A 20,453-nucleotide genomic window follows, 5' to 3' on the forward strand; every position below is an offset into this window, starting at 1 on the left:
GCCAGGGGTGCTGCCAGGGGTGCTGCTGTGGTTGCTGCTGTGGTTGCTGCATGGACCGCTGCGTGCGCGCCGTCGCGCGCCCCGCCCACCTCACGTGATCTCCCAGCCGAACATCATGGCGTGGTCCTCGTGGGCGAGGTTGTGGCAGTGCGCGACGTAGGGACCGGTGAAGTCGCGGAAGCCGCGGTAGACGATCACGGACTCACCGGGGTCGAGGGCGACGAGGTCCTCGCGCGAGACGTCGTCGGGGTGGTCGGAGGTGCCGGCGGCGGTGACGTCCTTGCCGTCCCGCATGACCGTCCGGTGCTCCTCCATGTGCAGGTGGAACGGATGGACCCAGCCACCCCCGCCGTTGCGGATCTCCCACAGGTTGAAGCTGCCCTTGGGCTGCGACGCGGGCAGGACCTGCCCGGCCGGGTTGACGAGGCTGGTGGCGACGGCGTTGGGGGTGAAGGGCGAGCCGTTGACGAGCCACTCGACCTCGCCGCCCCCGGACCCGCGCTGGACCTCGAAGACGAGCCGGTTGTCCAGCAGGCTCTGCCAGTTGCTCGGCAGCGGGGGCAGCTCGCGCAGCGGCGTCATCGGCGACGGCATCACGCTGTTGTCGACGGCGGCGTCGCCGATGACGAACTTGAGCACGGGGACCATGTAGGCCGGGTCCGGGGTCGAGCGCGAGCTGTTGGTCCACATCCGGCCGTCGGGCATCTTCATGACGTTGGTGAGGTAGACGACGTCGCCCTTGGTCGTCGGGGTCCCGTCCTGGTAGCGGGTGAAGTCGATGATGACCTCGCGCCGCTTGGCCGGCCACAGCTCGAACGAGTCACGGGTGATCGGGAACGGCAGCAGGCCGCCGTCCGAGGCGATCTGGGTGAACTGCATGCACTGCTGGCCGTCGGGGATGCGGTACTGCCCCTCGAGCTCGGTGTTCTGATAACCCAGGCTCGCCGACGACCTCGGTCCCCGCGTCGAGCTCATGAGCTTGAACTCGTAGATGCGCGAGACGGACGCGTCGAGGAAGCGGAAGCGGTACTTGCGGCGCTTGACCTTCATGACGGGGTACGCCGTGCCGTTGACCGCGAAGATGTCTCCCACGAAACCGTGGTTGGGCATGTGCTTGTAGAAGCTCTTGCCCCACCACTCGGGGTGCGTCGCGGGGTTGTGCGCCTGGGGGAAGTCGCCCTGGGTGTCGTGCACGTCGAGGTGGGTCGTGACGCCGTCGTCGAGGCGGACGTCGGAGAAGACGAGCGGGACGTCGTACAGGACGTCGAAGGCGCCGTCCGGGCGGTTCTTGCGCACGCCGGGCAACCGCAGCCCCTGGCGCTCGTCGCCCATGTCCATCCCGTTCTTCGGGTCGTAGATGGGGTAGATGCCGACGAGGCCCTTGTAGACGTTGGACCCGGTGTGGTCCATCCGGTGGTCGTGGAACCAGAAGAAGCTCTGCTTCTCGCGGTCGTCGCCGCCGGCGGGCCAGTTGAGGTAGAGGTTGTCGACCCACATGCCCGGCAGGTAGCCGCTGAGCTTGGGCCCGCGGGTCATCGAGTAGTGCGGGTTGCCGTCGCTCTCGGGGGCGGTGTGCGCGTTGTGCAGGTGCGTGAGGAAGGACCAGTCGGGGGCGCCGAAGTCCTGACGGTCCAGGCCGAGCGGGTTCTGGTCGAGCTGGTTGACGAAGCGCACGAGGGCCGGGCGGCCGTACTCGGCGTTGATCCGCGGACCGGGGAAGGTGCCGTTGAAGCCGTAGATCGTGCTGGGGGGCAGCGTCCGGCGGGTCCCGGCGGCGTACGTCGCCCCGGCGGCGTCGAAGGAGACGGTGGGCTTGCCGAAGGCGTTGATCGGCAGCACCTGGGACGTCGTGAAGCTGTGCTGGCCGACCTTCACCTCGATCTTGTAGACGATCGGGTCGACCGAACCGACCTGGCTCGGCCACAGCTGGTGCTGCTCGTTGCCGAGCGAGTTCTGCTGTCCCGAGCCGGGGCCGGGCGGCTGGGCCCACGCCGAGTACTCCAGCCGCGACGTCGGTGCGAGGGCCTGCGGCACGGGCAGCGGGTCGCGGAAGGGGGAGACGATGAGCGGGCTGGTCGGGAACATCTCGAGGTAGAGGGCGTCGCCGACGATCGTCGACGCTGCCGCGAACGCGCCGTCGGCCGTCAGCAGTCCTCGCTGGGCGAGGAACGGGTTCGCCGCGTTCTGCCAGCCGGCGACCGCCAGGCCCAGGCCCCCGGCCGCGCCGAGACGCAGCAGCGTGCGCCGGGCGACGCCGCTGCTCGGCGGCTCGAGGTCCGGCGGCGCGACCAGGCCGGCCGTGTCGTCGAGGTGAAGGGTCATGGCGGTCCTCCGGCGGAGAGTGGTGGTCTCGCGCCGAGCGTGACGAGCCGACCCTGAGGAAACCTTGGACGGCGGCGCTACGCGCGCGTGCGTCCCCGGCCCCACAGGGCCGAGGACGCACGGGAGGGTGTGTGGTCGGGTTCAGGAGGCGACGGCCTGCGGCCTGCGTGCCGGGGCGGTCGAGGGCGGCCGGGTCGTCGAGGCGTGGCGCACGAGCGCCGGGACGTCGAGGATCAGCGCCACGGCGCCGTCCCCGAGGATGGTGGACCCGCCGATGCCCTCCGCGCCGGCGAAGAGCGACCCCAGCGGCTTGATGACGGTCTGGAACTCGCCCCTGAGCGTGTCGACGACGAGCCCGGCCTTCGAGCCGGCGCACTCGACGACGACCACGTTCTCCCGCCGGGGGGTGAGGCCGTCCACGTCCAGGACCCGGCGCAACGGGATGAGCGGGAGCACCTCCCCCCGCAGGTCCATGTAGTCGCGGCGCAGGCCCCCGGGTGGCAGCTCGACGCACTCGAGGACCTGGCTCAGGGGGACCACGAACGTCGTCGCTCCGACCCCCACCATGAACCCGTCGATGATGGCCAGGGTCAGGGGCAGGCGGATGCGCACCGTGGTGCCCTCCCCGGGGCGGCTGTCGATGTCGATGGTGCCGCGCAGCGCCGACACGTTCCGCTTGACCACGTCCATCCCGACCCCGCGCCCGGAGAGGGTGGAGACGGACGACGCGGTCGAGAAGCCGGGCTCGAAGACGAGGGCGAGGACCTCCTTGTCCGACAGCTGGGTGCCCGGCTCGACCAGCCCGCGCTCGACGGCCTTGGCGTGGACGGCGGCGACGTCGATGCCGGCGCCGTCGTCGGCGAGCTCGACGACGATCGCCCCCGAGTCGTGGCGGGCGCGCAGCTCGAGCGACCCGCGGCGCGGCTTGCCGAGCGCCACCCTCCGCTCCGGGGACTCCAGTCCGTGGTCCAGGGCGTTGCGCACGAGGTGCATGAGCGGGTCGCCGATGTGCTCCACGAGGGCCTTGTCGACCTCCGTCTCCCCGCCGGTGACGGTCAGCGCGACGTCCTTGCCCAGGGACGCGCTGACGTCGCGGACCACCCGGGTGAAGCGGCTGAGCGTCGAGCCGATGGGGACCATGCGCAGCCGCAGGGCGTCGTCGCGCACGTCCTCGATGAGTCGCGTCACCTCGCTGACCGCGGCGCTCAGGGCCTCGTCCCCGCTGCGGGAACCGAGGCCGGCGACGGCACCCGCCCCCGCGATGACCAGCTCGCCCACGGTGTCGATGAGGCGGTCGAGGCGGGCGGCGTCGACCCGGATCGTCCGGACCTCCGAGGTCTCCGCCGTCCGCTGGGGTGCGGACCCCACGCGCGCGGCGGTGGGGGAGGGCCGGGCCGCGGCCCCGGGCGACGCGGTCGGCTCGGTCGGCTCGGTCGGCGCGGTCGGCGCGGTCGGCGCGGCCGACCCTGGGGTGTCCGTCCCGGCCGGTGCGGGACCGAGCAGCGCCGATCGGACGACGTCCTGGTGCGGTGCGAAGGACTCGACCAGGTCGTCGTACGCCGCCGTGGCCCCGGTGTCCCCGGTGTCCCCGGTGTCGCCGGGGTCGCCCTCGAGGACGCGGATGTCGCTCTCGTCGCGGACGAACTCGAACACCGCGTCGACCTCGTCGGGGCTGCGGTCGGTGCGCAGGGTGACGAGGAAGGCGAGGTAGGTCGACTCGGGGTCGAAGGAGTCGCCGCCCGGCAGGAAGGGGGCGAGGGTGCGCACCTCGACGACGTCGCCGAGGCCCGACAGGTAGTGGATGAACGACAGGGGGTCCATGCCGCTGCGCAGGCAGTCCGGCCCGAAGCGCAGGCTGAGCCGCAGGAGCCGTGGGCCCAGCGGGCTCGGCGCGTCGTCGGCCGCCGTGTCCGGGGACGTCGGGGGCGCCGGCTCGGCGCCCTGCGCGGAGGACAGGTGCTCGAGCTCGGCGACCAGCCGCCGTCCCGTGGCGGACTGGGCGTCGGACAGCTCCTGAGACCCGCCGGCGGCCGAGTCCAGGAGCGTCGCGATGTGGTCCTTGCAGGGCAGCAGCACGGTGATGAGGGCGGGGGTGACCGCGACCTCGCCGGCGCGCACCCGGTCCAGCACGGTCTCGAGCACGTGGGTGAACGCCACGACGTGCTCGAGCCCGAAGAGCCCGGCCGAGCCCTTGATGGTGTGGGCGGCCCGGAAGATCGAGTGGACGACGTCCTGCGTGTCCCCGCCGCGGTCGAGGTCGAGCAGGCCCGCCTCCATCTCCTCCAGCAGCTCGCCGGCCTCGACCAGCAGCGTGGCGAGCGCGTCGGCCATCTCCTCCTCGAGCGTCATCGCACGTCCACCGAGCCGAGCCGCGTCGCGTCCAGGCCGACCGACGCCAGCACCCGTCCGGCCTCGTCCGACGGCTCGACGGTGAGCCGCACGCCCCGGCCGTCGGCCTCCCGGGCCACCCAGATGAGCACCTGCAGGCCGGCGGTGTCGAGCTCCGTGACCGCGCGGAGGTCGAACCGCAGCGACTCGGGGGCCGTGTCGAGGGCCGCGGTCAGCCGGGTGACGGTCTCGGCGGCGTAGGCGATGGTGAGCTCTGCGTCGACGCCGACCGTGGCGCTCCCGCCGCCGGTCACGGGGCGACCAGCTTCGACACGGCGGCCAGCATCTGCTCGGGCCGGAACGGCTTGACGACCCAGGCCTTGGCGCCGGCGGCCTGGCCCTCCGCCTTCTTGTCCTGGGCGGACTCCGTGGTCAGCATGATGACGGGCGTGAAGCGGTAGCCGGCCAGCTTCTTCGCCTCCTTCACGAAGGTGATGCCGTCCATCCGCGGCATGTTGACGTCCGAGATGATGAGGTTGACGCGGCGCCCGTCGAGCTTGGACAGGGCGTCGCTGCCATCCGTCCCCTCGATGACGTCGTAGCCGGCACCCCGCAGGGCGATGCCCACGACCTGCCGCACGGACGGCGAGTCGTCGACGATCAGGATGGTCTTGCTCATCGGGTCCCCCTCGGGAGATCGGTGTCGTGACGGGTGGGAGGGCGGGCTAGAAGAAGGTGATGTCGCAGTCGTCGGCCGCAGGCGCGGGCCCGGCCGTCCCTCCGGGGTGGGCGAGGTGCTCCTCGGCCATCGTGTAGCTGCTGCGCAGCTGCTCGAGCAGCTGCTCGACGTCCACCGGCTCGAGCGCGGCGGGTCCCGCGCCCTGGGCCCGCTCCAGGACCTGCGGGAAGGCGTCGATGCCGTCGCTGACGTGGCTGAGCTTCTGGCTCACCCGGTCCTGGAACTGGAAGTGCACCAGGGACTCGGCGATCTCGCGCCGGATGCTGTCGGCCGTCGCGCCGAGCTCGGCGGAGGAGCCCTGCAGGGCCTCGACGAAGCGTCGCAGGTCCTCGAGCACGCGCTGGACGTTCCGGTTGGCGTCGTCGACGATGGTCGTCTCGACGACGGCCGTCTCCTCGGCCATGGCCAGCGCCCCGCTGATCGCCTCGCTGACCTGGTCGACCATCTGCTCGATCCGCTGTCCCGTCGCCCCCGAGAGGTCGGCGAGCTCACGCACCTCGATGGCCACGACGCCGAAGCCGCGGCCCGCCTCCCCGACCCGCGCCGCCTCGATCGCGGCGTTGAGCGCGAGGAGGCGCGTCTGCGAGGCGATCTTCGCCACCTCGACCGTCATGGCCCGCATCTGGTCGTTGACGGCGATGAGGGCGCGCAGGCCCTCGAGCGTGCGCCTCTTCTGCTCGACGGCGCTGTTGAGGGCGGCGACGACCTCGTCGAGCGCCTCGCGGCTGCTGTGGAAGATGCTGTCGTCCCCCTCGCTGACGCTCGCGCGTGAGGCCCGCACGGAGACCTCGAGCAGCTCGGCGATGCCGGCGAACTTCGCCGTCAGCTGTGTCACCGACTCCTCGGAGTGCCGTCGCGAGTCCTCGATCTGGGCCGCCCAGACGGGCGTCACCTGCTGCCCGAACTCGCTGAGGCTGCGCAGGTAGGCCCCCACGGGCCCGGCGTCGACGACGGCGGCCTGGGGGACCCGGTGACGGCCGCGCCCGACCAGGTAGCCCGCGAGCGCTCCGACGGCGAGGGCCAGCACCGCCGCGACCACCGCGAGGGCCGTCACGACGCGCTCGCGAACTGCTGCATGACCCGGCCCACGTCGCCGAGGGCGACCTCCTGCTCGACGGCCCCCATCCCGCGGGCGGCGAGGGGCATGCCGTAGACGACGCAGCTCGCCTCGTCCTGGCCGAGCGTCCGGGCCCCGGCCTGCCGCATCTGCAGCAGCCCGCGCGCCCCGTCGTCCCCCATCCCCGTGAGGATGATGCCGAGCGCGTTCGGTCCCGCGTGGTGGGCGACCGACCCGAAGAGCACGTCGACCGACGGCCGGTGACGGTTGACCCGGGGGCCGTCGTCGATCCGGGCCCGGTACTGGGCACCGTCCCTCTCGATCCTCAGGTGCCGGCCCCCGGGGGCGACGAGGGCCCGGCCGGGGAGGACGCGGTCCCCGTCGGCGGCCTCGACCACCTCCGTCGAGCAGACGGAGTCGAGCCGCGCGGCGAAGGCCGCGGTGAACTTCTCGGGCATGTGCTGGGCGATGACGATGCCCGCGCCGATCCGGGGCAGGGCCGTGAGCACGACCTCGAGCGCCTGGGTGCCCCCGGTGGAGCAGCCGATCGCGACGACGCGCTCGGTCGTGACCTCGAGGGCCGGGGCGCCGACGCGGTCGCCCGTCCGGGCGCCCGGGGCGGCGGTGGAGCGCGGGGCGGGCCGGGATGCGTGCGACGCCAGGGCCACCGAGGCGGCCTTGACCCGGCGCATGTCGCCCGCGGCCGCCGACTTGATGGTGGCGACGAGGTCGGCCGACTCCTCCTGGAGGAAGTGCTTGAGCCCCTCCCTGGGCTTGGCCACGACGGCCATCGCGCCGGCGGCCATGGCCCGCATCGACGTCGTCGCGTTCTCCTCGGTGAGGGTGGAGCAGATGACGACCGGCGTCGGGCGCACGGCCATCAGCCGGCGCAGGAAGGTCAGGCCGTCCATGCGTGGCATCTCGAGGTCGAGGACGACGACGTCCGGCCAGTCGCGGTTCATCCTGGCCATGGCGAAGATCGGGTCGGCGACGCTCCCGACGACCTCGATGCCGGGGTCCGCGGAGAGGACGGCCGTGAGGACCTGCCGGACGACGGCCGAGTCGTCGACGATGAGCACCCGCGTACGGGTCGTCCCGGCCGTCCGGCCGCGGGTGGTGGCGGGGGTGGACCCGATCGCGGACACGTCAGACCTGCTCTCGTCGGCGGTAGACCGAGGGCGCGAAGCTCTCGAGGGTGGTCTCCAGCCCCATGAGGGTCTCGGCGTGGCTGGTCAGCAGGTAGCCGCCGGGCCGCAGCGTCGTCGCCACCCGGTCGACGACCTGGCGCTTCGTGTCGCTGCTGAAGTAGATGAGGATGTTGCGCAGGAAGACGACGTCGAACGTCCCGAGGTCCGGCAGGGGCCGGGTGAGGTTGAGCTGGCGGAAGGTGACGCGCGAGCGGAGGCCCGCGTCGAACGTGAAGAACCCCTCGTGCTCCCCGCGACCGCGCAGGCAGTAGGCCGTCCGCAGGTGCCCGGGCACGCGCTGGGCCGCCTCGATCGGGTAGAGCCCGCGCGCGGCCGTGTCGACGATGCGGTGGCTGAGGTCGGACCCGAAGACCTCCCAGAGACCGCTGGGGTCGTGCTCGGCGAGGGTGAGGGCGATCGAGTACGCCTCCTCGCCGCTCGAGCTGGCGGCGCTCCAGACCCGCAGGGGCCGCTGACCGGCGACGGAGGGCAGGAGGCGCGGCAGCATCTCGAAGTGCTGCGGCTCGCGGAAGAAGTACGTCTCGTTCGTGGTCATGAGGTCCAGGGCGATCCGGGCCTCCTCGCCCCTGCCCCCCGAGATGAGGGCGAAGTACTCCTTGTAGCTGGCCGCCGAGTGGTGCCTCAGCCGGCGATCGAGACGGCTCATCACCAAGGCCTGCTTGCCGTCCTTCAGCTCGATCCCGGTCCGGCCGCGCAGGAACGTCGTGAACCACGCGAACTCCTCGGGGGTGATCGGGATGCTCACCCCGTCCTGGATCCCGACGTGCACCGTCTGCGCCGGCGTCACAGCTCGTGTCCCGGCTCGGGCGCGCCGGTGACGGCGGGCGTGGGGTCCTGCATCGCCAGGACGCGGTCGATGTCGAGCACGACGGCGAAGTCCCCGTCGAGCCTGGCCATCCCGCTGATGAACCCGGTGCGCGGACCGGCGCCGAAGCTCGGTGGGCCCGCGATGTCGTCGTCGCCGAGCTGGACGACCTTGCTGACCGCGTCGACGAGGATGCCCACCCCGAGCGCGACGTCCGCGCCCGGGCCCTCGCCGTCAGCCACCGGCGTCGGCAGGCGGCCCTCGACGACGAGGATGGCGGTGCGGCGGGCGACCTGGGTGACGCCCTGGCCGAACCGCGCCGCGAGGTCGAGGACGGGCAGGACCCGTCCACGCAGGTTGATCACCCCGCGGATCGCGGACGGCATCATCGGGACCACCGTGAGCGGCCGGAACCCGATGATCTCGGTGACCCGCATGATGTCGAGGGCGTAGACCTCGTCGTGCAGGGTGAAGGTCAGGTAACGCCCCGCGGCGCTGCGCGGGGTCGGGTGGTCGCTCGTCGAGGCGCGGCCGACGAGGGGGTCGGTCGCGACCGCGGGACCGGTCGTGGAGGTCATGGTCGCCCTCAGAAACGCTCGAAGGCGGCGTCGTCGAGGTCGAAGGCCGCGTCGGAGTCGCGGGTCAGCACCGGCAGCGGGCTCGTGCGGACGAGGGGCTGGGCGGCGGCCGGGGCCAGCGCACGGCGTGCGGCTCCACCCGCGGTCTCGACGGTGAAGAACCGCATGAGCTCGCGCAGGCTCTGCGTCTGGCTCGACATCTCCTCGGCGGTGGCAGCGAGCTCCTCGCTGGAGGCGGCGTTCTGCTGGGTGATCTTGCTGATCTGGGCCATGGCCAGGCTGATCTGCGCGGCGCCGCTCGACTGCTCCGACGAGGCGGCCGAGATCTCCTGCACGAGGTCGGAGGTGCGTCCGATGCTGGGGACGATCTGACCCAGGAGCGTCCCGGCGCGCTCGGCGGTGCGCACGCTCCCCGTGGCCAGCTCGCCGATCTCCTCGGCGGCGACCTGGCTGCGCTCGGCCAGCCGGCCGACCTCGGTGGCGACGACCGCGAAGCCTTTCCCGTGCTCGCCGGCGCGAGCGGCCTCGATCGTGGCGTTGAGGGCGAGCATGTTGGTCTGGAAGGCGATCTCGTCGATGATCGCGATCTTGCTCGCGATCGTCTTCATGGCGGCGACGGTCTCCTCGACCGCGCGGCCCCCCTCGTTGGCCTCCTGGGCCGCCGTGGTGGCGATGCCGTCGGTGACGCTGGCGTTGTCGCTGTTCTGGTTGATGCTGGCCGCCATCTGCTCGGCGCTGGCGCTCGTCTCCTCCACGCTGGCGGCCTGCTCCGTCGTCGCCTGGGACAGGGACTGCGACGCCCCGCTGATCTGGGCCGAGGCGTTGCCCAGCTGCTCCGTCGCGTTGATGACCTCGCGGACGGTGTCCGCCAGTCGCAGCACCGTGCTGTTGGCGGCCACCCGCAGCTCCTCGAGCTGACCCCGGTACGGCGTGGCGACTGTCTGGGTGAGGTCGCCGCGCTCGATGGCCTTGAGCACCCGGCCCACCTCACCGACCGGCCCGATGACCGCGTCGAGCGTGGCGTTGACGCCCTCGACCACGGCTCGGAAACCGCCGTGGTGCCGCGAGACGTCGGCCCGCACGTCGAGCCGACCCTCGACCCCGGCCGCGGCGAGCGCGCTCGCGTCGGTGACGAGGCTCTGGAGGTTCGCCCGGACCTGCTCGACCGTGTCGTTGATGAAGGCCTTCTTGCCCGGCAGCTGCGGCATCGGGGCGTCGAAGTCGCCCTCCCCGAAGGCCTGGAAGACCGCCATCGCCTGCTTCTTCACGGCGATGTGGCTGCCGACCATGTTGTTGACGCCCTGAGCCATCGTGCGGAAGCCGCCGTGGAACCTGGTCGTGTCGATGACGACGTCGATGTCCCCGGCCTCGTGCGCGGTCGACATGGCGTCCATGTCGGCGATGAGGCCCCGCAGGTTGGTGCGCACCTGCTCGATCGTGTCGTTGATGAAGGCCTTCTTGCCCGGCAGCTGCTCCAGGGGCGCGTCGAAGTCCCCCTCGCCGAAGGCGGCGACGACGGCCATGGCCTGCTTCTTCACGGCGATGTGCGCGCCCACCATCTCGTTGACGCCTCGGGCGATCGTCGCGTAGCCGCCCCTGAAGGCGGCGGGGTCGACGACGACGTCGATGTCGCCGGCCTCGTGCGCGGCCGCCATGGTCGCCATCTGCTGCGTGAGGGCGTGGGCGCTCGTGTCGACGGCCACGAGGGCACGCCGTGCGGCGGTGAGCGCCTCGTCGCCGGTGGTGTCGAGGGCGACGGCCACCTGGGCGGCGCCGAAGTCACCGTCCGCCAGGTGCCCGGCCGCGACGGCGAGGCTCGCGAGCCCGGCTCGCCGGCGCCCGGCCGGTCGCAGCACCCCGACCCACAGGAGCAGGGTCTGCGCGACGGCGGCCACGGCGGCTACCGCCACCGTCACCGCGGGGTAGAGCCTCGCGCTGGCGACCGCGCCGACCAGCAGGAGCAGGCTGCCGGCCAGGACGAGGAGCTCCGGACGGGTCACGGAGGGGTGCCGCGGGTTCATGTGCGACGGCCTTTCGGTTCGATGGCGGAGCGTCGTGCCGGCCTACGGACAACCGTTCAGGCTATAGGCACGTACTGCGCACGTGTCATCGGACAAGCCGCTCGATATATGAGCGGAAAATCTCGCGCATACCTCGGCCGCCATCTAGGCTCAGCACGTGGGTCCCGCCCGTCTGGTCGCCACCTTCCTGCCGCCGCTGCCGCGCGAGCACTGGCGGCGCCGTACGGACGCGCTCGACCCCGAGACGTCGTACGAGCAGGTCGTGCGGGTGGTCGCCCAGCACGAGTTCCCGTGGGACGTCCAGCAGGCGCTGTCCTTCGCGCTCTTCCGCACGTACGCCGTCCCGTCGATCGGCGGGCTGCTGCACGAGACCCGCGCGTTCGCCGACGACGCGCAGCGCCGGCACGACGACACGGTGCTGCTCCTCGCGGCGCCGCTGGAGTCGGGGCTGGACTCGGGGGAGGGGCGGGCCGCGGTGCGGCGGATCAACCGGCAGCACGGGCACTACGACATCGCGGACGAGGACCTGCGCTACGTCCTCGCCGCCTTCGTCGTCACCCCCGTGCGGTGGCTGGAGCGGTACGGCTGGCGGCGGCTGACCGACACCGAGGTGCGCGCCAGCGTGCGCTACTACCAGCGGCTCGGCGCGCTGATGGGGATCCCCGACCTCCCGGCCGACTACGCGGGTTTCGCCCGGCTGCTCGACGACCACGAGGCGGAGCACGTGCGCCCCGACCCGCGCACGCGCGAGGTCGCCGACGCGACGATGGACCTGCTCTGCTCGTTCTACCCGCCGCCGCTGCGCCCGGCGATGCGGCTGTTCTCCGTCGCCCTGCTCGACCCGCACCTGCGCGACGCCTTCGGGTACGACGCCCCGCCGCGCGCCGTCGTCGCCGCCGCCCACGCCGGGCTGCGCCTGCGCGGGCGCGTCGTACGGTGGCTGCCGCCCCGGCGGCTCCCGCGGCTGACGTCCGACTCGTCGCGGATCCGCAGCTACCCGGGCGGTCACCTCGTCGAGCAGCTGGGCGCGATCCCCTGAGACGGGTCTGAGAGCCGCCTGTTCACCTCCTGGACGAGCGGGCGCCACGTGCGCCGACGAGGATCGCGGGCATGCGACGTCACCTCACCCGCCGTCCCCGCCGCCTCGTCGGCACCGCGCTGCTCGCGGCGGCCGCCCTGGTCCCCACCGCCCTGTCGTCCGCGACGGCGCAGGCCGCCCCGACCGCCTCCGGCCCGCGCGACAGCTTCGCCGTCATCGGCGACCTGCCGTACGGCGACGAGGAGCTGGCGCAGCTGCCGGGCTGGATCCGGGACCTCAACCGGGCGCAGCCGATGTTCACCCTGCACCTGGGCGACATCAAGAGCGGCTCGCAGCGGTGCGACACGTCGTACTTCCAGACCATCCGCGCCGCCTTCGACACGTTCCGGGCGCCGCTGGTCTACACGCCGGGCGACAACGAGTGGACCGACTGCCACCGCGAGAACAACGGCGGCTACGACCCGCTGGAGCGGCTCGCGACGGTCCGGGACATCTTCTTCGACCGCCCCGGCGTCACCCTCGGGCAGCGGCCGATGACCGTGACGAGCCAGGCCTCGCTCGGGCTGCCGGAGAACGTGCGCTTCCGCAAGGACGGCATCTCGTTCGCGGCGCTGCACGTCGTTGGCTCGAACAACGACCTCAAGCCGTGGGACGGGATCGGCCACACCACCGCCACGCGCCTGCAGAAGGCCGAGGAGCGCTACCGGATGGCCGCGACGCTGCAGGAGGTCCAGCAGACGTTCGCCGACGCCCGGGCCCGGGGCGACCGCGCCGTCGTCCTGTTCCAGCAGGCCGACATGTTCGACCCGACGTACACCCCGGCTCCGGAGGACATCTCCGCCTTCACGCCGCTGGTGCGGCTCATCGTGCGCGAGTCGGCGCGTTTCGACGGCGAGGTCTACCTGCTCAACGGCGACAGCCACCTCTACAACGCGGACCGCCCGGTCGCGACCGGCTCGGTGTGGCTCGAGCGGTACGGCGTCTCCGGGTCGGCCGACAACCTCCAGCGGCTCACCGTCGACGGCTCCGACCAGGCCGGCCAGGACTGGCTGCGGATGACCGTCACCGCCCCCGGCACCACCCCCGCCCTCACCTGGGAGCGGGTGCCCTACTCCGGCTGACGGCGAGCTCGGGACGGCGCTCCGCCGGAGAACGTTGACCTTCACCGGACAACGGTTCTCCGGCGGGGCCGGACATTATCGGGCGACCCGATAAAGTCAACGTCCCTTCAGAGCGCGGGTGACGGCGTTGGCGACGCGTCGGCCGGAGACCATGGCCCCCTGCAGGGACGGGGTGTCGACGTGGTCGCCGGCGACCCACAGGCCGTCGCCGCGCGACTGGCCCGCGCGCAGCGAGCGGTCGGGGGTGCTGACCGGCAGGGCGTGCGGCAGGTCGTGGGCGACGAGCAGCTCCCAGCCGGCGGCCTCGGAGGTGTCGGTGCGCCAGAGCCGGGCCAGCTCGGACCGCACGCGCGCCTCACCCACGGACCCGTCGTCCGCCCCTCCGCGACCGTGCACGGTCGTCGCCTCGACGAGCAGACGGCCCGGCGGGGCGTACGACGGCGCGACGGCCGAGACCACCGCGGTGTTGACCACCGGGCCGCGCCGGGCGTCGACGAGCAGGACGCCGTCGCCGCGCCCGGGCCGCTCGGCGTCCGTGCCCGGGTCGGGCAGCGAGAACCACCACGTCGTCAGGCCGCCCGCGGCGGGGGCCGGACCGAGCCCGAGCCGCTCGGCGCCCCACCCGTCGGTGGCGACGACGACGTGCCGCCCGCGGTACTCCCCGTCGGAGGTCTCCACGACCCCGGGCCGCACGGCGCGGGCCCGCACCCCGAGCCGGGCCGGCGCGCGGAGCCGTCCGGCCAGCTGCTGCGGGATCGCCCCCATGCCGAGCGTGGGCACGGCCGGCGCGCCGAGCGCGAAGCTGCGGGCCACCAGCCGTGCGTAGGCGTCGGACGTCGCGGCCAGCCCGCCGTCGGCGAGCACCCCGGCGAGGAACGGCTCGAGCACGTGCCGGCGCAAGGGCCCGTCGACCTCGAGGGCGTCGAGCCGCCGCGCGAGCGTCGCGTCGCGACCGCTGCCGCCACGACGCCGTACGGCGGCCGGCCTCGCCAGGACCGGCGCGACCCACCGGGCGAGCCCGGCGACCTCGCGCCCGAGGGCGGGGAGCGACCCCGGGTGCGCCGCGCTCAGCCGGGCGAGGGTCCGCGCGGTCGGACCGGCCGAGCGGGCCAGGGCCGCGGCGGACCGCACCGGGTCGGCGAGCACGAGGTCCCCGTCGTCCGTCCACACCCGTGCGCCGCGCGGGAAGGCCCGCAGCCGCAGCGCCTCGAGGTCGAGGTAGCGGCGCGCGGCCGGGTAGGCGGGGTTGAGCAGCTGGAACCCGACGTCGCAGCGGTGCCCGTCGACGACGTCGGTCGCGACCCGACCCCCGACGCGGTCGCCCGCCTCGAGCAGGACGGTGTCGACCCCCCGCGACTGCAGCGTCGCCGCCGCGACGAGACCGGCCAGGCCGGCCCCGACGACGACGACGTCCGCGTCACCATCACCCACGGTGGTAGGCCACCCGGGTCAGCCACCCACGACCGGGATGCTCGTCGTGACCGGCTCGTAGTCGACCGGCGGCTGGCACAGCAGCGCCACGCCCTCGTGCGGGCCCAGCTCGACGTGCAGGCTGTGCAGGTCGTCCACCTCGCCGTACGACGTGTCGTCGAGCAGCTCGGTCACGGCGCTCCCGGGTAGCAGCGTCGCCGACTGGACGGTGCCCGAGATGCGCTCCCCGGAGAAGTTGAGGACGGTCACCTGGGTGCCGGCGTCGACCTCGTGGATCATGACGATCATCCCCTTGTGCGACACCTGGGGGATGTCGAGCTGGCGCCCCGTGGCGATGCCGTAGCGCGAGCGGACGGCGAGGATCCGCGCCAGCCGCGAGGCGAACGAGGCGGGGTCGTCGAGCTGCGCGGGCAGGGCGCCGTACAGCGTCGTGCCCTTCGGCATCTTCGAGGTCGACTCCCGCGCGCTCGGCTGGTAGTCCATGAGGTCGTACGCCGACCGGTGGATCCACCGGGTGTCGCCGTCGCGGATGAGGTCGGCGACCTGGCTGCGCTCGAGGGTCAGCGCGCCCACGAGGTCCCACCCGGAGAGGGCGAACACGCCCGGCTGCCAGGCGTTGTACATCGCCAGCAGCAGGTGGGCCTGCTTGATCCGCTCGACGTCGTCCTCCTCCAGGCCCCCGAGCTCGGGGTAGCCGAGCGACGCGGCGATGACCGTCGCGGTCGTCGAGGCGATGCCGTTCTGGACGAAGGCGGCGTTGTACGGCCCGTGCGCGCCGGTGAGGGCGTCGGTCAGCTCGGAGCGCACGAGGACGGCCAGGTCCGCGCCGGTGATCTTGCGCCGGCGGAACCGGTAGAGGTCGGCGGCGTGGACCGCGGCGAAGTGGACCAGCTCGTAGGTCATCTCGTCGTGGTTCTGCAGGGCGTGCACGAGCGAGGCCGCCTCGACCCCGGCGCGCCGGGCGAGGTTCATCGTCAGCCGCAGGAACTCCGTGTCGCCGGTGGCCAGTGCGTGGTGGTACGCCGGCCGGGTGACGAAGTCGTACGACAGGTCGGCGCCGCGCTCCTGCTGGTCCTTGATGTCGTCGATCGAGAGGTTGAGCTCCTGGAAGGTGAAGCCGCCCACCTTGCGGACCATGCTCGCGATGAGCTGGTTGGCCGCCTCCGACAGCGGGTGGCCCTCGGACCACGCGGGCCCGCCCTCGACGCTCTTCTCGACACCGAGGAAGCCGTTGGCGTCCAGCCGCAGCGCCCCGCTGCCGAGGTCGCTCAGCGAGTGCAGGGCGTCGCCGATGACCAGCCGCATCGCGGCGAAGGTCGGGTCGAGCCAGTTGAGCGACGGCTGGCCCTCCTTGAAGTAGTGCAGGTAGACCCAGCGGTGCTCCTCGCCGTCGGGGCCGAGGACGGGGGCGGTGGCCGACCAGTTGGTGTCCTTGACGCCCGGCTCGTAGAAGATGACCCGCTGGAGCTCGCCGACGATGTAGCCGGCGCTCGAGAGCCGGTCCTCCTGCTCCTTGTCGAGGTTGGCCGAGTCGCGGCCGCGGGGGACCTTGGGCAGCAGGTTCCAGTCCTCGCGCGGGATCTCGACCATGTGGTAGATCCCGGGGTAGTCGCCGACCTTCATCTCGGCGAGGCGGAAGTCAGCGCCCTTTCCGGTGTGGCCGGGGACGATGTCGTCGATGACCGTGCCGTCGTGCGCGGAGGCCACCTCGCACATGGCCCGGAACTCGTCCTCGGTGCCGAACTGGTCGTCGATCTGGGTGCTGATCCGGTCGAAGTGCCCGTCGATGCTCGGGGTGGTCTCCCAGCCCGAGAGGCCGCCGGCCTTCTTCACCGGCCCGGTGTGCAGGGCCGTGATCCCGATGTGCTGGAACGCGTCCCACAGGTCCTCGTCGCCGAGGGTGCCCAGGAAGGAGGTGCCCGGCTTGGTGATCATGGAGATCGGGTAGGCCGTGAACCACACCGGGGCCTTCTCGATCGCGGCGCGCGCGTCCGGGTCGGCGTACGGGTTCTGCCACATGCTGCCCTGGCCGGTGAACTGCGTGGCGAAGGTACGGGCGTCGCTGAGCATCGACTCGCCCTCGAGCCACTCGACGTACGCCGGGTTGTCGCCGGTGGGGGAGCCCTCGCCGCGGTCGCGGCGCTGCCACGGGAACAGCCGCAGCCGTCCGCGGGGCCGCAACCGAGCGGGTCGGGCGGGGTAGAAGTGGCCGTCGAACGTGACCTCCTCCGGGACGGGTGCGTCCTCCGCGTCGCTGGGCGCGTCACCCGTCTGCCGGGTCGTGTCGGTCATGCGTCCTCCTTGTCGGGGTCGACTCCCGATCTTGCCGTAGTCGGGGGTCCGTCGCCGCCTCGGGTGGGTCCGGGCGCGGCGTGGCGGGTCGAGCGGGAAGCAGGGCTCAGCCGAGGTGCTGCGCGTGCTCCCCGTCGTCCTGCCGGGACTCCCCGTCCTGCCCGGTCTGCTGGGCCTGCTCACCCTGGGTGCGCAGGGCGCGCACCGCCATCACGAGGCTGAGGGCCAGCAGCGCGACCCCGGTGAGCAGCGCCGCGCGCAGCCCGGCGCCGGGGGAGACCCGGTGGGCGACGGCCTGGTAGACGGCCATGAGCACCGCGGCACCGATGGCCGCGCCGACCCGCTGACCGGTCTGCAGGGCCCCGCCGACGGCGCCGCCCATCCGCGGAGGGACGTCGGCGAGGGTGAGGGTGATGTTGGGGGACACGACGGCGCCCCCACCGATGCCGGCGACGAGCAGCGTCGGCATGGCCACGACCCACAGCCGCGCCGGGTCGGCCATCGGCAGCAACCACGCGGCGGCCGCCGCGCCGAGCATGATCGTCGCCAGCGCGGCGACGGTCAGCCGGCGGCCGATCGTGGTGACGAACCGGCCGGCGACGGCGGCGCTGACCGCCGACCCGCCCGCGAAGGGGACGAGCAGCAACCCCGCCTCCAGCGGCGAGTAGCCGAGGCCCTCCTGGAACCACACGGACAGGACGAGCAGGACGCCGGTGAAGCCGACGAAGTAGAGCCCCCCGACCAGGAGCCCGCTCTGGAAGCCGGCCAGGCGGCGCAGCAGCCCCAGGTCGAGCAGCGGGGCGCGGTCGCGGGCGACGACGTGCCGCTCCCAGCGCACGAACGCCCAGGCGAGCACCGGCACGAGGACCAGCAGGAGCAACGGGCCCTTGGAGCCGCCCTCGGCGCTGACGACGGGCAGCAGCAGGCAGAAGACCGTCAGCCCCAGCAGCACCGCTCCCCACAGGTCGATCCGGACGGTGGCCCGGCTCTCCCGCGGGCGCTTCGGCACCATCCGGGCCACCGCGACCAGCCCGGCCAGACCGATGGGGACGTTGACCAGAAAGAGGTATCGCCAGCCGGTCTCCTCGCCGGCGACCGCGAGGATGAGGCCGCCGAGCACCGGCCCGATGGCCGACGCGAACGACACGGTGAAGCCGAACGCCCCGAACGCCTTGCCCCGCTCGGCCCCGGTGAACAGCTGCTGGATCAGCCCCGAGTTCTGGGGGGTGAGCAGCCCCGCCGACGCCCCCTGCAGCAGCCGCGCCGCGACGACGAGCTCGGCCGTCGGGGCCACGCCGACGAGCGCGCTGGTGAGGACGAAGAGCCCGAGGCCGATGAGCATCATCGTCCGCCGGCCGTAGGCGTCGCCCAGCCGCCCGCCCGCGACGAGGGTGAGCCCGAAGGTCAGCGCGTAGCCCGACACGACCCACTGGATCGTGCCCGGGCTCGTGTGCAGACCCTGCTGCATCGACGGGACGGCGACGTTGACGATGGAGACGTCGAGCAGCGACATGAAGCCGACGACCAGCGTCACCCCGAGGATGCGCCACCGCGCCGGGTGCGGGTCGCCCTGCCCGGGTCCGTCGTGCTGGGGGCCGGTCGCGCGCTGGTCCCGGGTGCCGGTGGCGTCGGAGGTCACCGCTCCACCATGCCCCTCCGTGGGCCGGGCCACACGACGGCGTACGGCGCCCCGGCCGGTGTCAGGATGACCGCCGTGCCGACGCCGCCCCGCTGGTCCGCTCCTGCTCGCCCCGTCCCGCTCGCCGGTCCGCTCCGGTCGGTCCCGGACGCGGTCCGGGCCCGGGCGGCGGCGGTCCAGCGGGTGACGGTCGGGACGGCCCGGGCCGCGGTCGCGCTGACCCGGTCGGGCGTGGTGCGCCCGGTGCGCCCCGACCGGGTCGCCGGGATGGGGGCCTTGCTGTGGCGCTGGGGCAACAGCGTCACCGCGGCCTTCGCCGTGGGGGCCCGGCGCCACCCCGACCGGTGCGCCCTCGTCGACGACGAGGGCCGGCTGACCTACGCCGAGCTCGAGCAGGCGACCCACCGGCTGGCCGTCGCCCTGCTCGCCGACGGCGCCGGCGCGTCCGGCGCCGTCGGGGTGCTCTGCCGCAACGGCCGCGCCCCCGTCCTCACCCTCTGCGCGGCGGGGCGGGTCGGCGCCGACGTCGTCCTGCTCAACCCGGGCCTGTCGTCGCAGCAGCTGGCCGGCGTGCACGAGCAGCAGCGGCTGCACACCGTCGTCGTCGACGACGAGCTGGCCGGGCTGCTCGACGCCCTGCCACCGGCGGACGACGGGGGACCGCGCGTCGTGCGCAGCGAGGGGGAGGGGCCGTCGACGCTCGCCGCCCTGCTCGAGCGCGGGGCGGACCCGACGCTGCCGCCACCGCCGCTGCGGCCGCCGTCGAGCCGCACCGTCGTCCTCACCTCGGGGACGACGGGCACGCCCAAGGGCGCGCGCCGTCCGCACCCGTCGAGCCTGGGCCCGGCGGCGTCCGTCCTCTCGGCGATCCCGCTGCGGATGGGCGACGTCGTCCACGTCGCCGCCCCGCTCTTCCACACCTGGGGCAACGCGGCACTGCTGCTCGCCGGGCTGCACGGCGCGACGCTCGTCCTCAGCCGCCGCTTCGAGCCGGGGCCCTTCCTGCGCCTCGTGGAGCGCGAGCACTGCGACACGGTGTTCGCGGTCCCGGTCATGCTGCAGCGAGTGCTCGAGCACCAGGACGCGACCGGGGCGAACGGCTGGGCCGGGACCTGGCGGCCCCGCGTCGTCGCGGTGAGCGGGTCGGCCCTGCCCAGCGGCTTCGCGACGCGCTTCCTCGACGGCTTCGGCGAGTGCCTCTACAACCTCTACGGGTCGACCGAGGTCTCCTGGGTGAGCATCGCCGGTCCACGGGACCTGCGCGAGGCGCCGGGGACGGCCGGTCGGGCACCGGCGGGGACGAGGCTGGTCGTGCTCGGCGACGACGACCGGCCCGTGCCGGTCGGGCAGGAGGGTCGGGTCCTCGTCGGCAACGACCTGCCCTTCGACGGCTACACCGGCGGGCAGGACGCCCCCGAGGTGCGCGACGGGCTCGTCGGCACCGGAGACCTCGGCCGACTCGACGAGCAGGGTCGCCTGCACCTCACGGGCCGCGCCGACGACATGATCGTCTCCGGCGGTGAGAACGTGCACCCCGGTCCGGTCGAGGACGTCGTCACCGCGCTGCCCGGCGTCCGCGAGGCCGCCGTCCTCGGGGTCCCCGACGAGGCCTTCGGCCAGCGGCTCGCCGCCTGGGTGGTCCCCACCGACGACGCCGCCGGCGCCGCGCTCACCGCCGACGCGGTCCGGGACGCGGTGCGCGAGCGGCTCTCGCGCTTCGCCGTCCCCCGCGACGTGCACGTCCTGACGCAGCTGCCCCGCAACCCCACGGGCAAGGTCCTGCGCGGGCAGCTGCCCGGCTGGTCCAGCTGACCCCTGCGAATCGGGTTCGGCCCGCTCGGCTCGGGTCACGACCCGAGCCATGCGGGCCGAA

At 73.5% G+C, this 20,453-nt stretch carries 15 protein-coding genes; 3 read left to right on the top strand and 12 right to left on the bottom strand.

Features of this window, described 5'->3' with window-relative positions; all coding sequences use genetic code 11:
• Nucleotides 1-90: 90 nt before the first annotated feature.
• The 9 genes from FB458_RS16680 to FB458_RS16720 all read right to left on the bottom strand — a co-directional run bounded on the left by FB458_RS16680 (nucleotide 91) and on the right by FB458_RS16720 (nucleotide 11,058).
• On the bottom strand, nucleotides 91-2,322 hold the full coding sequence (locus FB458_RS16680) for a multicopper oxidase family protein (protein WP_141849497.1): 2,232 nt from the start codon (nucleotides 2,320-2,322) through the stop codon (nucleotides 91-93).
• 141 nt (nucleotides 2,323-2,463) lie between these two features.
• The gene (locus tag FB458_RS16685) at nucleotides 2,464-4,671 is read right to left on the bottom strand and encodes a chemotaxis protein CheA (RefSeq protein ID WP_141849498.1); all 2,208 of its coding nucleotides are present in this window, start codon (nucleotides 4,669-4,671) and stop codon (nucleotides 2,464-2,466) included.
• Nucleotides 4,668-4,964, bottom strand: coding sequence for an STAS domain-containing protein (locus FB458_RS16690; protein WP_170185713.1), 297 nt, complete (start codon nucleotides 4,962-4,964; stop codon nucleotides 4,668-4,670). Before FB458_RS16690 ends, FB458_RS16685 begins: the two co-directional genes overlap by 4 nt.
• Entirely contained in the window at nucleotides 4,961-5,329 is a 369-nt protein-coding gene (locus FB458_RS16695) for a response regulator (protein WP_141849500.1), read from the bottom strand. The genes FB458_RS16690 and FB458_RS16695 overlap by 4 nt, the downstream gene beginning before the upstream one ends.
• A 46-nt stretch (nucleotides 5,330-5,375) precedes the next feature.
• Nucleotides 5,376-6,443 (bottom strand): methyl-accepting chemotaxis protein, encoded by a 1,068-nt coding sequence (locus tag FB458_RS16700; RefSeq protein WP_170185714.1) that lies wholly within the window; start codon nucleotides 6,441-6,443, stop codon nucleotides 5,376-5,378.
• Nucleotides 6,440-7,591 carry a protein-glutamate methylesterase/protein-glutamine glutaminase gene (locus tag FB458_RS16705; protein WP_246061297.1) on the bottom strand — a complete coding sequence of 384 codons (1,152 nt, stop codon included), beginning with the start codon at nucleotides 7,589-7,591 and terminating at the stop codon, nucleotides 6,440-6,442. Before FB458_RS16705 ends, FB458_RS16700 begins: the two co-directional genes overlap by 4 nt.
• A 1-nt stretch (nucleotide 7,592) precedes the next feature.
• Nucleotides 7,593-8,441: a CheR family methyltransferase gene (locus FB458_RS16710; RefSeq protein WP_211356074.1), complete on the bottom strand. Its 849-nt coding sequence runs from the start codon at nucleotides 8,439-8,441 to the stop codon at nucleotides 7,593-7,595.
• Nucleotides 8,438-9,037, bottom strand: coding sequence for a chemotaxis protein CheW (locus FB458_RS16715; RefSeq protein WP_141849502.1), 600 nt, complete (start codon nucleotides 9,035-9,037; stop codon nucleotides 8,438-8,440). Before FB458_RS16715 ends, FB458_RS16710 begins: the two co-directional genes overlap by 4 nt.
• Nucleotides 9,038-9,045: 8 nt before the next feature.
• Entirely contained in the window at nucleotides 9,046-11,058 is a 2,013-nt protein-coding gene (locus tag FB458_RS16720; protein WP_211356075.1) for a methyl-accepting chemotaxis protein, read from the bottom strand.
• A 157-nt stretch (nucleotides 11,059-11,215) separates the two neighbouring features.
• Here FB458_RS16720 and FB458_RS16725 point away from each other — a divergent pair, with 157 nt between their 5' ends.
• Complete coding sequence (locus FB458_RS16725; protein WP_211356076.1) at nucleotides 11,216-12,097, top strand: oxygenase MpaB family protein; 882 nt, start codon at nucleotides 11,216-11,218, stop codon at nucleotides 12,095-12,097.
• A gap of 71 nt (nucleotides 12,098-12,168) precedes the next feature.
• Complete coding sequence (locus FB458_RS16730) at nucleotides 12,169-13,218, top strand: metallophosphoesterase family protein (protein WP_170185715.1); 1,050 nt, start codon at nucleotides 12,169-12,171, stop codon at nucleotides 13,216-13,218.
• Between the two features lie 96 nt (nucleotides 13,219-13,314).
• Here FB458_RS16730 and FB458_RS16735 read toward each other — a convergent pair whose 3' ends face one another.
• The 3 genes from FB458_RS16735 to FB458_RS16745 all read right to left on the bottom strand — a co-directional run bounded on the left by FB458_RS16735 (nucleotide 13,315) and on the right by FB458_RS16745 (nucleotide 18,580).
• Nucleotides 13,315-14,649 (bottom strand): FAD-dependent oxidoreductase, encoded by a 1,335-nt coding sequence (locus FB458_RS16735; protein ID WP_141849503.1) that lies wholly within the window; start codon nucleotides 14,647-14,649, stop codon nucleotides 13,315-13,317.
• Nucleotides 14,650-14,667: 18 nt separating this feature from the next.
• On the bottom strand, nucleotides 14,668-16,941 hold the full coding sequence (gene treS / locus FB458_RS16740; protein WP_141849504.1) for a maltose alpha-D-glucosyltransferase: 2,274 nt from the start codon (nucleotides 16,939-16,941) through the stop codon (nucleotides 14,668-14,670).
• Nucleotides 16,942-17,047: 106 nt separating this feature from the next.
• A complete protein-coding gene (locus FB458_RS16745; RefSeq protein ID WP_246061299.1) occupies nucleotides 17,048-18,580 on the bottom strand; it encodes an MFS transporter in 1,533 nt (510 codons plus the stop codon).
• A gap of 75 nt (nucleotides 18,581-18,655) precedes the next feature.
• On the opposite strand from FB458_RS16745, the gene FB458_RS16750 reads away from it, so the two are divergent.
• Nucleotides 18,656-20,392, top strand: coding sequence for an AMP-binding protein (locus FB458_RS16750; RefSeq protein WP_211356077.1), 1,737 nt, complete (start codon nucleotides 18,656-18,658; stop codon nucleotides 20,390-20,392).
• The last annotated feature ends 61 nt before the right edge of the window (nucleotides 20,393-20,453 follow it).

Source organism: Lapillicoccus jejuensis (assembly GCF_006715055.1).
Taxonomy (GTDB): domain Bacteria; phylum Actinomycetota; class Actinomycetes; order Actinomycetales; family Dermatophilaceae; genus Lapillicoccus; species Lapillicoccus jejuensis.

Bases quoted from the DNA above. Each gene is read 5' to 3' on its own strand.
- FB458_RS16685 (WP_141849498.1), bottom strand. From the start codon at position 4,671: ATGACGCTCGAGGAGGAGATGGCCGACGCGCTCGCCACGCTGCTGGTC.
- FB458_RS16695 (WP_141849500.1), bottom strand. From the start codon at position 5,329: ATGAGCAAGACCATCCTGATCGTCGACGACTCGCCGTCCGTGCGGCAG.
- FB458_RS16680 (WP_141849497.1), bottom strand. From the start codon at position 2,322: ATGACCCTTCACCTCGACGACACGGCCGGCCTGGTCGCGCCGCCGGAC.
- treS (WP_141849504.1), bottom strand. From the start codon at position 16,941: ATGACCGACACGACCCGGCAGACGGGTGACGCGCCCAGCGACGCGGAG.
- FB458_RS16720 (WP_211356075.1), bottom strand. From the start codon at position 11,058: ATGAACCCGCGGCACCCCTCCGTGACCCGTCCGGAGCTCCTCGTCCTG.
- FB458_RS16730 (WP_170185715.1), top strand. From the start codon at position 12,169: ATGCGACGTCACCTCACCCGCCGTCCCCGCCGCCTCGTCGGCACCGCG.
- FB458_RS16715 (WP_141849502.1), bottom strand. From the start codon at position 9,037: ATGACCTCCACGACCGGTCCCGCGGTCGCGACCGACCCCCTCGTCGGC.